Annotated in this window: 13 protein-coding genes and 1 pseudogene; 13 read left to right on the top strand and 1 reads right to left on the bottom strand. The window is 35.3% G+C overall.

Going from position 1 to position 16,008, the window contains the following annotated elements; translation table 11 throughout:
* Positions 1–56 precede the first annotated feature (56 nt).
* The 6 genes and pseudogenes from lysS to ACLTWA_RS05770 form a co-directional block, all read left to right on the top strand.
* Positions 57–1,553 (top strand): annotated as a pseudogene (lysS, locus tag ACLTWA_RS05795) (lysine--tRNA ligase); the annotation flags it as partial.
* A gap of 294 nt (positions 1,554–1,847) precedes the next feature.
* Positions 1,848–2,087, top strand: a complete 240-nt coding sequence (locus ACLTWA_RS05790; protein ID WP_412326636.1) for a hypothetical protein — start codon at positions 1,848–1,850, stop codon at positions 2,085–2,087.
* Positions 2,088–2,105: 18 nt separating this feature from the next.
* On the top strand, positions 2,106–2,885 hold the full coding sequence (locus ACLTWA_RS05785) for a ParA family protein (RefSeq protein WP_412326635.1): 780 nt from the start codon (positions 2,106–2,108) through the stop codon (positions 2,883–2,885).
* A complete protein-coding gene (locus tag ACLTWA_RS05780; RefSeq protein WP_412326634.1) occupies positions 2,882–3,772 on the top strand; it encodes a ParB/RepB/Spo0J family partition protein in 891 nt (296 codons plus the stop codon). The genes ACLTWA_RS05785 and ACLTWA_RS05780 overlap by 4 nt, the downstream gene beginning before the upstream one ends.
* On the top strand, positions 3,772–4,824 hold the full coding sequence (locus ACLTWA_RS05775; protein ID WP_412326633.1) for a DUF6017 domain-containing protein: 1,053 nt from the start codon (positions 3,772–3,774) through the stop codon (positions 4,822–4,824). Before ACLTWA_RS05780 ends, ACLTWA_RS05775 begins: the two co-directional genes overlap by 1 nt.
* A 92-nt stretch (positions 4,825–4,916) precedes the next feature.
* On the top strand, positions 4,917–5,333 hold the full coding sequence (locus tag ACLTWA_RS05770) for a hypothetical protein (protein WP_412326632.1): 417 nt from the start codon (positions 4,917–4,919) through the stop codon (positions 5,331–5,333).
* Positions 5,334–5,402: 69 nt separating this feature from the next.
* Here ACLTWA_RS05770 and ACLTWA_RS05765 read toward each other — a convergent pair whose 3' ends face one another.
* Positions 5,403–6,404 carry a phosphoadenosine phosphosulfate reductase family protein gene (locus tag ACLTWA_RS05765; protein WP_412326631.1) on the bottom strand — a complete coding sequence of 334 codons (1,002 nt, stop codon included), beginning with the start codon at positions 6,402–6,404 and terminating at the stop codon, positions 5,403–5,405.
* Between the two features lie 207 nt (positions 6,405–6,611).
* Between ACLTWA_RS05765 and ACLTWA_RS05760 the strand changes: the two genes are divergently transcribed.
* The 7 genes from ACLTWA_RS05760 to ACLTWA_RS05730 are packed head-to-tail and all read left to right on the top strand — an operon-like array spanning position 6,612 to position 16,007.
* On the top strand, positions 6,612–6,950 hold the full coding sequence (locus ACLTWA_RS05760) for a helix-turn-helix domain-containing protein (protein WP_412326630.1): 339 nt from the start codon (positions 6,612–6,614) through the stop codon (positions 6,948–6,950).
* The gene (gene dndC / locus ACLTWA_RS05755) at positions 6,934–8,328 is read left to right on the top strand and encodes a DNA phosphorothioation system sulfurtransferase DndC (RefSeq protein ID WP_412326629.1); all 1,395 of its coding nucleotides are present in this window, start codon (positions 6,934–6,936) and stop codon (positions 8,326–8,328) included. Before ACLTWA_RS05760 ends, dndC begins: the two co-directional genes overlap by 17 nt.
* Positions 8,315–10,459, top strand: a complete 2,145-nt coding sequence (locus ACLTWA_RS05750) for an AAA family ATPase (protein ID WP_412326628.1) — start codon at positions 8,315–8,317, stop codon at positions 10,457–10,459. The genes dndC and ACLTWA_RS05750 overlap by 14 nt, the downstream gene beginning before the upstream one ends.
* Before the next feature lie 3 nt (positions 10,460–10,462).
* On the top strand, positions 10,463–10,843 hold the full coding sequence (locus ACLTWA_RS05745; RefSeq protein WP_412326627.1) for a DndE family protein: 381 nt from the start codon (positions 10,463–10,465) through the stop codon (positions 10,841–10,843).
* Positions 10,840–12,033: a cysteine desulfurase family protein gene (locus ACLTWA_RS05740; RefSeq protein ID WP_412326626.1), complete on the top strand. Its 1,194-nt coding sequence runs from the start codon at positions 10,840–10,842 to the stop codon at positions 12,031–12,033. Before ACLTWA_RS05745 ends, ACLTWA_RS05740 begins: the two co-directional genes overlap by 4 nt.
* 11 nt (positions 12,034–12,044) lie before the next feature.
* Positions 12,045–12,869, top strand: coding sequence for a restriction endonuclease (locus tag ACLTWA_RS05735; RefSeq protein ID WP_412326625.1), 825 nt, complete (start codon positions 12,045–12,047; stop codon positions 12,867–12,869).
* A 21-nt stretch (positions 12,870–12,890) separates the two neighbouring features.
* Positions 12,891–16,007 (top strand): UvrD-helicase domain-containing protein, encoded by a 3,117-nt coding sequence (locus ACLTWA_RS05730; protein WP_412326624.1) that lies wholly within the window; start codon positions 12,891–12,893, stop codon positions 16,005–16,007.
* The last annotated feature ends 1 nt before the right edge of the window (position 16,008 follow it).

The raw sequence follows: 16,008 nt of genomic DNA, 5'->3' as shown, positions 1-16,008 counted from the left end.
AATGAAGTCGGACAAATCCAACTTCCTTCATAAAGTTCACAAAGGAGTGCAGACAGGTGGCAGAACAACAGAATCAAAACCAGAATCAGGTCGCAGAAGAGGATTTAAACCATTTGCTGAAGGTTCGCCGCGAGAAGCTGGCAGAACTTCAGGAATCCGGGAAAGATCCATTTAAAATAACAAAGTACGATGTTAATGTACACAGCAGTGAAATTAAAGATCATTATGAAGAATGGGAAGGCAAGGAAGTATCCATTGCAGGACGTTTGATGTCCAAGCGTGTCATGGGAAAAGCCTCATTTTGTAATGTTCAGGATTTAAAAGGCAATATTCAGTCTTATGTTGCCAGAGACAGCATTGGAGAAGAGGAATACAAAGAATTCAAAAAGCTGGATATCGGTGATATCGTAGGCTTAAAGGGAACCGCATTCACTACAAAGACCGGTGAGATTTCTATCCATGCAGAAAGTGTACAGTTGCTGAGTAAGAGCCTTCAGATCCTTCCTGAAAAGTTCCATGGGCTGACCAATACAGATCTTCGTTACAGACAGAGATATGTGGACTTAATTATGAATCCTGAGGTAAAGGATACATTTGTTAAAAGATCCCAGATCATTAAATCCATCCGTAACCATCTGGATGCACAGGGCTTTATGGAAGTGGAGACACCGATGCTGGTTGCCAATGCAGGCGGTGCAGCAGCAAGACCATTTGAAACTCATTACAATGCTCTTGATGAAGATGTGAAGTTACGTATTTCCCTGGAACTTTATCTGAAGCGTCTGATTGTAGGCGGTCTGGAACGGGTTTATGAAATTGGACGTGTTTTCCGTAATGAGGGCGTTGATACCCGTCATAATCCGGAATTTACTTTATTGGAATTATATCAGGCATATACCGATTATCACGGTATGATGGACCTGGTTGAGAATCTGTACCGTTCGGTGGCTTTGGAAGTTCTTGGAACGGCGAAGGTTATGTATGATGGTGTGGAGATTGACTTATCCAAGCCTTTTGAAAGAATCACTATGGTAGATGCATTAAAGAGATATAAGGATATTGATTTCAATGAGATTCATACCGATGAAGAAGCAAAAGCGCTGGCAGATAAGTACCATGTTGCTTATGAAGCCCGCCATAAGAAAGGTGATATCTTAAGCCTTCTTTTTGAAGAGTTCGTAGAAGAACATCTGATTCAGCCTACCTTCATTATTGATCATCCGGTGGAGATTTCTCCTCTTACCAAGAAGAAACCGGATAATCCGGATTATACCGAGCGTTTTGAGCTGTTTATCACAAAGCGTGAGATGGCTAATGCTTATTCTGAGTTAAATGATCCGTTAGATCAGATCGAACGTTTTAAAGCTCAGGAAGCACTTCTTGCAGCAGGAGATGACGAAGCAAATTCCATGGATGAGGATTTTGTAAATGCATTGATGATCGGTATGCCTCCGACAGGCGGTATTGGCATCGGTATCGACCGGTTTGTTATGCTGCTTACAGATTCTTATGCCATCAGGGACGTGCTTTTGTTCCCGACAATGAAGAGCATCGACAAGTAAGAATGCAGTAAAATCAAGGGTTTCAGGGCATTGTAGAACGGAAAATATACGCTTACTACAACGCTTACTACAACAAATTTGTAAGTTGATATGAAGAAATATGATGTCAACTGACGAATAGCTTTAAAAACTATAGATTGAAATTCAATGAAAAATGAGGACTTTTCTTCAGATTTATATCTGAGGAAGGGTCCTTTTTTTCGTGTTCGTATATTTGATAATTTATACGAATTCTTGCGATGTGGTATACGGAATTTATACGAAGACAGAAAGGAGATGAAGCAAATGTTACACACAGCGTTAAGTGCAACTCATATGGTAGACATTTCACTGAGAGATCCTGGAGGTGGAGAGATGATCAAAGTGAGATTGCAAGGAACCAAGGAAGATATGGAATGGTTGGAGAAACAATTATCAGAATGTCCGCAGATTAAGATTAGTCAAAGGTCGGAGACATTCAGCAACAAAGGAACGAATAAGTATTTCAGAAAATATCTAGAAATCAATAAATCAGAAGAAAAGTAGAAAAGGAGAATGAACCATATGAGTAAAGTAATAATTTGTGCAAACCAGAAAGGTGGCGTAGCCAAGACCACCACAACAGTAAATCTTGGCATTGGTCTTGCTAGATTAGGCAAGAAAGTATTGTTAATTGACAATGATCCTCAGGGATCTCTTACAGAGGCATTGGGATATCAGCAGCCAGATAGTCTTGATACAACATTAGCTAATATCATGGATGCGGTATTAAATGAAGAGCTTGTTAATGTAGAAGCAGGTATTCTTCATCATGAGGAAGGCGTGGATCTCATGCCAGCCAACATCGAATTGTCCGGTGTAGAAACATCCTTGATTGGCATTATGAGCAGTGAGACGATTTTAAAAGAGTATATAGAAATGATTGGACCAAGATATGACTATGTTATTATCGACTGCTCGCCAAACTTAGGTCAGCTTACATTGAATGCACTTGTAGCAGCGGATGAAATTATCATTCCAGTACAGGCCGCATATCTTCCAATTAAAGGCTTGGAGCAGTTACTTAAGACAATCAGCAAAGTAAAGAGAAAAATGAATCCTAAGCTTCATATCATGGGTATCTTGCTGACAATGGTTGATTACAGAACCACTTATGCGAATGACATTACAGAAATCTTATATCAGGTAAATGGAGATAGCATCCATATATTTGAAGAAGTGATTCCGATGTCAGTCAGAGCGGCTGAAACACCTGCAGAAGGTATCAGCATCTATAAACATGATCCGAAGGGAAAAGTAGCGCAGGCGTATGAAGAATTAACATTGGAGGTAAGCAAATCATGAGTAAGAGAAACTTAGGAGAGAAGATAAAATTACAGTCATATAATGACATGTTTGGAGAAGATGAAAACGCAGAAGTTATTGTTCAGGAACAGATAAAGGATGTGGCTCTTTCAGAGCTGCATACCTTTAAGAATCATCCATTTAAGGTCAGTGATGATGCGAAGATGGAAGAAATGGTAGAGAGTGTAAAGCAGTATGGAATCCTCGTTCCTGCAATAGCAAGAGAATGCGCAGAAGGTGGCTATGAACTGATATCTGGTCATAGAAGACACCATGCAGCTACACTCGCAGGTCTTGAGACAATGCCAGTAATGGTTAAGGATTGCAGTGATGATGAAGCTACTGTGATTATGGTGGATGCCAACATTCAGAGAGAGGATATCAGCATCAGTGAAAAGGCAAAAGCTTACAGAATGAAATATGATGCCATGAAACATCAGGGAATGGCTGGTGGAATCACACTCGAAGAAATAAGTGATTCAGCAGGAGAAAGCAGAAAGACAATCCAGAGACTGATCTGCTTATCTAATTTATCAGATGAATATCAGGAACTTATTGATGGTAAGAAGCTTGGAATCGCCCAGGGAATTGATCTTTCCTATATACCAGAGGAACATAGAGAAATCGTTCTTGAAGTTATGAAGGATATGGGAATGATGATAAATATGGAACAGTCTGCAAGAATAAAGAATGCTTCGAAAGAAGGATTGTTCAGTGAAGAGTGGCTTAGAGAAATCCTTAATTATAAGAAGCCAGTTATAAGAAAAGTCGTATTTAATCAGAATCGTTTGGATTCATACTTTGAACCCAATATGACAAATGAGGATATCGAAGGAATCATTGTAAAGCTACTTGATGAATGGAAAGCGAAAGGAGGACGAGATTAGTGGAGAAGTTAGAACTTGATTTTTATTATGGAAGGGAATCAGAGCAGTTTACATTTTATAGATTGCCAAAGGCGCTTATCACAGATGAACGCTTTAAGGGAGTCTCAAACAATGCGAAGCTTCTCTACGGTCTTATGCTCGACCGCATGTCACTTTCCAAGAAAAGAGGATGGCTTGATGAGGACAATAAGGTCTTCATCAAGTATTCTCTTAATAATATAGAAGAAGATTTGAATGTCAGCCGTAAAACTGCAGGAAACATCTTGAAGGAGCTTGAGAGTATCGGTCTTATTGAAATGGTTCAGCAGAACGGCATAGCCAATATAATATATGTGAAGAATTTTGTTACAGAAACACGCGAAAACACTGAGAAATCAAAGGCTTCAAAGGACAAGTGTAAAAAGGCAACCGGTGAAGAAATGTCACCAGTAGAAAATATGCACCAGTGTAATAATGATACCAGTGAAGAATTTACACCAGTGGAAAATATACACCAGTGCAACGATTACACCAGTGAAAATATGACACCAGTGCAAAACTTTCACCAGCGTAATTATGACGCAGCAACCAGTGTAGAAAGTGAACCGGTACCAGGGGAAAATCTACATACGAATAATATAGAATCTAAGAATAATTTGATTAATAATAATCTTATCAGTCAATCTTATCAGCAGGTGGATTCGATGGATGAGGCATCAGCATACATGGAACTCATCAGAGAGAATATTGAGTACGACTGTATGATGTCAGACAGAAGCTGGCGTGATGCAGAGATGTATGATGAGCTTTATCAGATTATTTGTGATGTGGTATGTGTTCCTCGAAAGACAATCAGAATTGCAGGAGAAGATTATCCATATAGCCTTGTAAAGAGCAAGTTCTTGAAGCTTAACAGCAGTCATCTCCAGTATGTAATCAGCTGCATGCAGAACAACACTACCAAGGTTGCTAATATTAAGGCATATCTGATCACAGCACTTTATAATGCACCGAATACAATAAGCCATTATTATACTTCTGAGGTTAATCACGATATGTACGGCATCAACTAAAGCACTTTTGGTCAACTTGGCCAAAAGTAAATAGTGGTTGTCGGTAATGGGATTATTCAGTAAAATATGTATGAGAGAAAGAAGGTACCCATATGGCAAAATATATTGTTGAGGACAGTTACAAACCCTCATATGAAAAGAATTATAAGCTTCCGTTAATCAACATAATACCTGCAGTTGTATGGAGCATTCCGGTTCATCAGAAGCTGTTCCCAGATGCAGGATGGTGGGCGACATTTGGATTATGTGCGTTATTTGTGATTGTATATGTGACACTTAGTTATCTTCCTATTATAGTTGCAGTTCCAGGAATAGCAGGTGTGATTATCTTTACGGCACTGTTCTGGGTGTTTGCAGATTACATAGGTAATTCAGTTGTAAGGATTATAGTGAAGATATTGATCGCAGCATTCTTTGGATTCATGGAACTGGCGATCTTTGCAAACGCAACAGTACCTTGGTTGGAGGGGAAGGAAGCAAATAAGCCACGGATCAGGGTGGAGAAATAGAATAGTACTATATTCGAATTGAAAATAAATAAAGGCTAATCCTAGAATATCTTGGATTAGCCTTCGTACTTATGCAACACTTATTTCAAAATCAATCATCAAATTTCCAAAATTACTTATAAAATATTGGTATTGTACAGGGTGCGTTTCTTTTAATCGTTGGTATCTATTTTGACCGTTTGGTTCGAGATGAACCCCAAACCCGCAGTACATGCAGCCATTTCTTGAATATCCCATATCATATAGTCTTGGAATTTTTACATTATATTTATCTATATATTCTAGAATGTCTTCGTCGTTCCAAAAGGAGAGAGGACGACTCTGGTTATCTTTGCGTTCATGAAAAACATTACAACCATACTCCAACCAGTCTTTTTCTCTTTGGTAACTTTCAGATGCTAGGATTCCAAGTATGGCACAATCTAAACCTAGTTCTTTAGCCTTTCTTCGAAGTGGCTCTTTTTTAAGCTTATCACAACATTTATCCGAGATAGGAAGGTTTTTGTATTTTTCGTATTTTTTAAAATTTCTATCAAGATAGTCTTGGGAGTTTTGCTTTGTTCTTTCAGAAAGTGCATGTTGATAGGTGCGGATAGCATTTGATACTCTTTTGGAGTACATTGGATAGCCGTATGTATCAACAACCTTTTTAAAAGTCCAGGTATTGCCTTTGGCATCTGTAGGAAGCACTACGATAATGTTGGTGCCATTTTCTTCTTTTTCCCATTTAATGTGCTGAATGGTTTCTGGATATTCGTTGGTTGTGTTTGCAAATAAGTGCAGGATATCAGGATACATAGTCTTTGCAATATGTGAGAGAACTGTAGAATCCTTACCGCCAGAGTATGAAATATATACTTTATCAAGTCCGAACTCCATAACTGCACGTCTGATTAAATATTTAGTTTGTATAATTTTTGATTCTAAATTCATTTCTCGAAGTGAAGTCAATGTTTGTCTACGTTCAGAAAGATATGTTGAGTGCTCTGTGCTGCACATAATACAGTACCTGTGATCGGATGGATAAATATTAGTGGAAGTAAGTTCTTCCATACATTTTTTACATAACATTATTGTTTTTCTCCTCTCTATTAGCACATAAAGTAACAATATATTTGTATATATTATATAATACAAATATATTGTTAGTCAATACCTAAAAAACACAAAAAACTTGTATTTTGTGTACCTTTTAGGTATAATTAATAATTGGTATGACTATGCATACTGGGTGAATTGTGCCCGTTGTATCCTTTAATTTAATGGAGTAGAAAGAATATGCAAACAATAGGAAAACGATTAGCAGAAATAAGAAAAAGCAGAAATTATAAGCAAACAGAACTTGCTGAAATGTTAAATGTATCACAGCAAGTTATAAGCAATATTGAGAGGGGTGTTACAGCACCTGATATTGAACAATTGAAATGTTTTGCAGATATTTACAAGATTTCATTAGACCAGTTGGTAGGTAGGGAATTTTTCTGCGATGATGAAGATGATGTTGAACGTAAAATAATAAGTTATATCAAACAAATGGATAACGAAGGGAAAGAGCTGAGTCTTGGATTATTATGTCAGGTTGCTCAGCATCGAGGTAACAATGATGGCAACGAATAGTTATTTTAATGAGAATACATTGGAAGAACTGATAGAAGAGATTAAGTATGTCTATCAGTCAGATAAGCGTCCGTGGGTGATAGGATATAGTGGAGGAAAGGATTCTACTGCTGTCGTTGAATTGGTTTATAAGATGTTGTTGACCCTTCCAAAAAAAGAAAGAAATAAAAATGTTTATATAGTATCGTCTGACACACTTATAGAGAATCCATTGATAAAGATATATCTTAGTAAGATGAATAAACTTTTAGGTGAAGCAGCAATTAATGATGAAGTGCCAATCATTTCAACTATGGTTACGCCGCCAGCAGATAATTCATTTTGGGCGAATGTAATTGGAAGAGGTTTTCCAACGCCAAGAATGAATGGAACTTTTAGATGGTGTACAGACAGATTGAAAATAAATCCAAGTGCTGATTATATAAGAAATGTTATAAAAAAAGAAGGCGAGGAAGTAGTAGTTCTTTTAGGTGTTCGAAAAGCAGAAAGTGAAGCCCGTAGGAGACGAATAGAAGGAAGAGAACTTGCAAATCGTCTTATGAATAGACATGAAACTATTCAGGATGCATATGTATATAATCCTATTGTTGAATTGACAACTGAGGATGTTTGGGATGTATTATTGAGGCTTGACGGAGGAAAAACACCTTGGGGGTCTAATAATAATGAATTAGTTGCACTTTATGCAGGTGCGGACAGTGGTGAGTGTCCTTTTGCTGGAATGCATGCTGGTGGACAAACACAATCGTGTGGTAATTCAAGATTTGGATGTTGGGTATGTACAGTTGTAAAAGAAGATAAATCATTAAACGGATTTATTAAAAGTGGACACAGAGAATTAATTCCGCTAGCAGAGTTCAGATCATGGCTTATGAATATTCGTGATATAGATGAATACCGCGAGAAGAAACGAAGAAATGGTACAGTTTATGAAACGAAGACTGGTGAAATGGGATATGGACCTTTTACGTGGGAAGCAAGAAAATTAATTCTGACAAGGCTTATAGAAACACAACAGAAAATGGGATATGAGCTTATCACAATGGAAGAATTAAAAGCAATTGATGAAATATGGGATGATGAGTTAGATCTTTCAAGAAGAACACTTGTTGATTTGTACAAGGATTTAACTGGAGAAATCTTGCCTTGGTATCAGTATAAGGAATCACTTATTGATAAAGAAACTGTGGATGAATTAGAAAAAATGGCACAGGAAAACGATGTACCATTTGATTTGGTTAGAAATATTATTTTATCTGTTTATCATAATAAGAATTATTCAAACCAAAGAATTATGAAAGAGGCGATGGAGAGATTGCTTAATCAGCAATGGCTACATCACGAAATCTTAAAGGAGATTGAAAATGAAAATAAATAGAATAGTGTTATATAATTTCAACTCCTATGAGGGATTGAACGAGTTTGATTTTACAAGTAATGATGGTGATAAAAACATCATTTTAATAGGAGGAAAGAACGGTGCTGGAAAGACATCGTTATTTACGGCTATTAAGATTGCACTGTATGGACCTTTAGCATTTGGCTATGTTGGTGTGAATTCAACCTACATTGCTAAAATAAAAGATTGTATAAATTCTAAGACCTTTCAAAAAGATGTTGTTAAATCTTACGTTCAGATATCCGTATCATTGATGGTAGAACGAGAGATTAAAGAATATGAAATAACCAGAGAATGGGATTATACGAAACAAAAACTTGAAGAAGATTATTTTGTAATATCTGAAGGCCATAGGCTTGATGAACAAGAGCTGTCTTATTTTCAGAACTACTTACAGGGGATGATTCCACCAGATTTATTTGAATTTTTCTTGTTTGATGGTGAAGAGGTTGGAAGTATTTTTTCAACCAGTACTTACAATACTTATGTGAAAAATGCAGTATATACACTGTGCGGATTAGATGTTTTTGAGATTATTCGTAAATATACTACTGGTTATGCGGGTAAATCTAATAGCGTAGACGAAGATGAAATACATGCGAAGTATGAAGAACTACGTTGCAACACTGAAAAAATAGAGGCAGACTATGCAGAACTTGAGTCCCAAAATGTAGTAAATCAAGAAGAACTAGAAAAAATCGAAACAGAATTGACTGAAGTTGAGACTGCGTTTAAAAATGCTGGGGGAATAACAGAAGCTGAAAGACAAACTCTTTTAAAAGAATTTACAGAGGCTGAGCATATTAAAACAGAATCCTTGACAAAAATTAAATTATTTGTAGAAGGATTAATGCCATTTTTTATTCTTAGAGATTTTACCGGGAAAATATCAGACCAATTAGATTTTGAAGAGAAGGGTGAAATTTTTTATTATATTCAGCAAAAACTTAAAAAGCATGAAATCAAAGAAACATTAAACGAAAGTCAGAATGTAAGTGACGAGACTGTCGATGATTTGTTAGAGTTCATATTAAAGAAATTCAAACCGAAAGGGTTCAAGGAGGGAGATCAACCTGTTCATGACCTTTCAAAAGAAGGAATTGGGAGAGTTAATGCGATGATTTCTTCAATTGATGACTTTGATGTCGAAGCAATGATTCAGCTGGTTGAAAATAGAAAAGCTGCAGCTGAAAAGACAATGGAAATTAATCGTATACTTAAAAATGCAATGACAGACGAGGATGCCGGAAAATTTTCTGAAAAGGAAAATGCATTGTTGAAGAAGAAAGATGAGATTACATCAAGAATTCACGCGTCAGAAATGCATTTGGCTAATATGAAAGATGAATTAACAATTGCTACTCAGCAAAGAGATCGTGCATTCCAAACGATTAAGGATAACGCACAGAATAAGCATGTATTTGAGTTGAGTTCTGGATTATCTCAGATGATGGGATCAATGCTAAGCGTTAAGACAGAATCAATAAAGAGAAATCTTGAAAAACTTATTGTTGAGAATTTACAACACATTTATAGGAAAAATAATCTTATTACACATATAGAAATAGAAGATGATTTCCAGTTTAATCTTTATCAGAATGTCAGATATAGTAATACAGAATTGCTCCATTTAATAAGAAATTTGGGAAAAGATGTGTTTGCAACAGAGATTGGCAAAAAGGGAATGGAGATATTGTGTAAAAAGTATAAGGTTGATTCGGTTCAGGCATTGCAACAGGAATTATCTTCAGATGAGTATAAAAATACCCATAATTTATATAAACGCATAGATATTAGTAGACTTTCTAAAGGTGAGCGACAGATATTTATTCTATCACTATATTGGGCAATTATTGAGTTGTCAGGACAGGATATTCCATTTATTATTGATACTCCGTATGCACGTATTGATGCGAATCATCGAAAAGAAATATCAGAAAAGTTCTTCCCTAATATCAGCAAACAGGTAGTAATCCTTTCAACGGACGAAGAGATAAATGAAGAGTATTATGGAATAATTAAGCCACACATTGCTAAAGAATACCTTCTTATTAATGACGAGAGTCAAAACAGAACTACTGTTGAACAACATTATTTTTTCGAGGTGTAGTCAATGATATTTAGATTAAAAACATCAAAGAGAACTCAAGAAATATTTCAAGAGTTAGAGAACAGAACAAATTATAAACCATACACATTGGTTAAACATGCAATTGCATGGTCGATAAAAGAGAATAGCTCTGTTGAAAATTATGAATCTGATTCAGATGGATTAGACCTTAATAGACAGACAATTACTGGTGATAATGAGACATACTTTAAGGTATTAATTGAGGAAGTAGAAGGACGATATTTGCCGGAAGAGGAGTTCTTTCCTAAGTATGTAAAGGCGCATATTGATCGAGGCAGTGAGTTGCTGCTTGATATGTACAATCATGCTGGAAATATGGATAAATATATACTTCAAGTGTTGGGAGTGGGGGATACAGTATGATTTATTTTGATAATAGTGCAACTTCTCCTGTAGATGAAGAAGTGTTGGATGCAATGCTACCATTTCTTAGAGAAGAATATGGGAATCCATCAAGTAAGTATTATTGCAAAGCAGTAAACGCTAGGAATGCAGTAGAAGTAGCGCGTGCTAATGTTGCAAAATTATTAGGTGCTAATCCGGAAGAAATTATTTTTACAGCAGGAGCTACAGAAAGTACAAATTTTATTATTAAAGGATATATGGACTATCGTCGCTATTATGGAGATGGTAAGAATCACATTATTACCTCTGTGGCAGAACATAAGGCGACCTTAAATGTTTGTAAATATCTTAATGGTGATTTGTATTCAAATAATGATCCTACAGTTAATCTGTTTGGCGAGAAAAAGACTGTTGACAGAGGGTACGAGGCTTCATTTATAGGAATCACTGAAATAGGCGAGATACTTCCTACGACGGTAGAAGAAGCTATTAGATCAAATACTGCAATGGTTTCGATAATATATGTGAATAATGAAATTGGATCCATAAGTGATGTTTCACAAATTGCAAAGATATGTGCTGAAAAAGGAATAGCAGTTCATTCTGATTTAACGCAAGCAATTGGAAAAATGTCAATTAATGTGCATACAATGGGGATAGATTATGCTTCCTGTTCAGCACACAAAATATACGGACCTAAAGGCATTGGAGCTGCATTTTTAAAAAGTGATGCATATGGTATTCCACCTATTACGGCGTTTATGCATGGTGGAGAGCAGGAAAATGGATTTAGAGCAGGTACGCTTTCTGTCCATAATATTGTTGGATTCGGAAAAGCTGCAGAAATTGCGTTAAGAGATTTAAAAGTTAACGAGAAGAAGATTATGAAGAATGATCAACTACTTGTAAAAGAATTAATGGGAATGTCTGAGATAAAACTTACGAATCCATCAGAAAAAAGAATGCCGGGAATTATAAGCATTGTAATTGAGAAGAATGATTTCAACAATGAAAGATTTATAAAACGTATTAGCGATAGATTAGCTATATCAACTGGATCTGCATGTAGTGCAGGGGAACCATCATATGTAATTTCTGCGCTGGGTTTAGAAGACAAGGTTTCAAAGGTGTTAAGAATATCAATAAATAAAAACACAACAGAAGAAGAAATTAATCAGTTGATAAAGATATTTAAAGAAGAATTGTAGAAGGTGAAAGTATGAGAATTGTAGATGCATTGGTTGAAGTTCTTAAAGAAAATGAAAGTTTAACTTATAAAGAAGCATATGTCAAAATCATAGAGAGAGACTTATACCAGTTCGGGGCTAAGGAGCCAGAGGCTGCAGTCAATGCAAAACTACGTTGCCATTGCGAAGGTTTAGATTTTCCAGGAGCATCACCAGTTAAGTATTTTAAAATTGTGGGGCAAAAAGGAACAATAAATCTCTATGCGTTAGTGAAAGAAGGGCAAGAAAAAGTTGACGCTGAAGGAGATGTTAACAAGAAATCAAAGCCTGTATCGGAAGATGATTTGTTGCCGGAAGAAAAAATAGATCTGACGTATTTATTTTATAAGAATAACATTAAGAGACAAATATTGGATCACATCCTAGAGTGTCATCCAAGTTTCTTCGAACAGTTAGTAGTTAATCTTTTGCTAGAGATGGGATATGGTTCAGATGAATTGTCCGGACGAGTATTGGGAAAATCACATGATGGTGGAATAGATGGTGTTATTTATGAGGACAAGCTTGGATTAAGCAAAATTTATATTCAAGCAAAAAGAAATGACAACAGTAATACAATAGGAAGACCACTTCTACAAGCATTTGTTGGTGCAATGCAGGATGTGCAAAAGGGTGTGTTTATCACAACGTCAACTTTTACAAAAGAGGCTAGAAAATATGCAGAGAGTCAGCAACAAAAGAGCCTTAAACTTATCGACGGAGATTTGTTGGCCGAGTTGATGATTAAATACGGAATAGGCTTAGAAAAAGTGCAAACATATACTGTTTACAAGATAAATGAGGACTTTTTCGAATAGTCAATATTGGAGGAAATTACCATGGCACTTATGATTGATAAAAAACCGGATTTTAAAGGTGAGGGGAAAGTTTGGGAGAGCTTTTCTAATAATTTACCATCAGAAGTTGTTGTGTACAATGGACGAGAGGTAAATGGTAGAGAATTTGATTTTTGTATTCTTATGAAGAATGTTGGATTAATTGTTGTTGAGGTAAAAGGCTGGCTAGCAGACTCTATTTTTGATGTTGCTGGTGTAGATGAAATTATTATTCAAGGATATGATAAACCAGAAAAATCACCTAAAAAGCAGGCTAGGGCATATAGATTTGGACTTCTTAATTTGATTAATGACAGATACAATGTAAGTCCGCTTATTTTCGATTTGGTATGTTATCCATTCATAAGTAAAAAGGAATATTATGATAAGAGATTAGATATTGTTTCTGAGGAAACTTTGACTATTTTTAAAGAGGATTTGGAAGACTCTATGAAACTTGGAAACAAGCTTCTTACTGCGTTTAATCAGTGTAAATCAATACCACATGCTGAAATGGATGAAATTTTGATGGGGAAAATACGTCAACATTTTGAACCACATTTCCAGGTGAAAAAGCCAATGGAATTAACTAATCAGATTCCATACTCTGTACTAATCGCAGAGCCTAATAGGATGAGCAAGAAAGTTATTCATGACATTGTAAATGGATATGTATCAGGAACAAAAGCAGTAATTTTTGTTGAATCAATTGATTTGGCAGATTCTGTATTATATGTGCTAGAGGGAGAATTAAGTGATAAGGGAATAGCAATAGATAAAAGTAATCTTAAATTTAAGAAAGAAACAGAAAATGATTTTTCTGTAAAAAATGGCTCTTTTAGGATATTTAATTTCGAATTGTATGTAGTGGAGAATCTGAGAGATTATATCGAAGATGCTTTGACTATTTATGAGGGCGATTGCACCGATGAGGAAAAGCAGTTGCTGAAAGTATTATCTAATAAGAGCTCATTTAATATGCAGCAATATTTTATTGAACATGCAGCTGTAGAAAAAAATATTTTAGTACGAGCTGGCGCAGGAACAGGAAAAACCTATTCTATGGTTTCGAGAATTGCGTATTTGTGCAATAAATACGCGAATCCAACGGTGAATCTTATAGATGATATAGCTATGGTTACATTTACAAATGATGCTGCAGATAATATGAAAAACAGATTAAAACAATTGTTTATTAATTATTTCGTATTAACTAGCAATCCCAAATATCTTAAGTATATAGAAGAAACTGATTTTATGCGTATTTCAACAATACATAAATTTGCTCGTGAGGTTATTAAAGAGGCCTCAATGCAAATGGGATTAGGAGATAATTTTGCAATAACATCAGGAGATTTTAACAAAGAACAAATCTATGAAAAGTATTTGAATATTTTTATTGAAAAGAAAGAAAATGAGAATCCAAACTTTATTAATGAGATAAAGCTACCACTTTATCAGTTTAGACATATGTTGGTAGAATTCTCGAATCAGTTGTATAACAAGAGTATTGATATAAAGAAAATCAAGGCAGATGAACTTGGAGTAGCCCCATCATTAATGCCGTTTTTTAATGAAATAATCATAGATGTCATTATTGCAGCAGAGCTTGAATATGAGCAGAAAATCCAAGAAAACAATAAAATAGACCTTAGAGAAACTATGATTTTATTAAATGAAGTAGTTAATCAAAAAGATAAGAAGAAAACACATCTTGATTATAAGTACATATTTATTGATGAATTTCAGGATACAGACGATGCTCAGATTGATTCATTTTTAAAAATACAGAAGTTAATAGGAGATGAATGTGAATTATTTGTTGTAGGAGATCTTAAGCAAAGCATTTATAGATTCAGAGGTGCTACTATTAGTGCTTTCAAACAGTTGGGAGCAACGCCGGACAAGTGGGAAGAACATACAATTAATACTAATTATCGTACAGACTCAAGATTACTTGAAATAATGGATGAAATATTCCAAGGAATGGGTTCAAATGCATGGCTTCCATACTCATATGACGCAGATCATCTGGTAAGCAATCTTGAAGGTGGAGCAGATGAGAAAGATTTATTTCAATGCATTCCTTACCATGGCAAAAATGATGAACAAATAGAAGTATTGCTCAAATTGTTACTGAATGAGAAAAAGAAAGTATTGGATTTAGAACAGAAGAAAAAACTGTCTAAAGAAGAGAAAACAATAGCAATTTTGGTTAGAGAAAATTGGCAAATTGAGAACATTATCAAAGGTTGCAAAGAACTGAATCCAGATATTGAAATAGAGACAAAAGTTGGAGGAGATTTATACCAATTAGAATCAACAATTGATTTTTGTAAGTTGTTGTTGGCACTTACAAATCCAACTGATCCAGTACATTTGGTAAATTTTATCGAAACTAACTATATTGACATAGAGGTTAAATATCAAGGGCTTCAAAATTTAGAAAAGAAAGAACAGATAGATTTATTAACAGGAATATTAGATGACTATTTTACTATTAGAATGAATAAGTCATGGAATGATCTTGTTGCTTATGTTCAGGCTAATCCAGTGTTGGTGGTGCTTAAGTCGATATATGAATTGCTTCAGCCATGGTTGCAGTATAGTGATGATGTAGAAAAGCAAAGATTTTATAAGTCTAATTATGAATTGCTTATAGAGAGAATTATTAAAACGTATAGTGTTGATTATTTGACATTGACAGTAATTGCAAATTCAATACAGATAAATGTACTTACAAAGCAACATGAGCTTGCTCGTGGAATTGCAGAAGATGAAACTGGAATTAGATTTTTGTGTACTACGGTTCATAAGGCAAAGGGGTTAGAATACGGAACTGTTATATTGCCATATACAGGGCAAGCTATAGATAACCTAAAAAAAGCTAATACAGATGTAAATTATTCAGAGTCAAAATTGGCATACTCAATTAAGGTGGATGAAAACAAAAAAGACTGCAATTCAAACTATGACTCGCAAGAGGAAATAGGTCAAAGAGTATGCGAGGAAGCAAGAATATTGTATGTAGCGCTTACTAGAGCTATCAGAAGCTGTATATGGATGAAAGATGTAGATAAAAAATCCAATATGAGTTGGAGTAAATTTTTGGAGGTATAGG

The organism is Lacrimispora sp. (assembly GCF_046972725.1).
GTDB lineage: Bacteria > Bacillota > Clostridia > Lachnospirales > Lachnospiraceae > Lacrimispora.
Note: the sequence above shows the minus strand (reverse complement) of the source record. Positions and strands in the feature narration are given on the sequence as shown.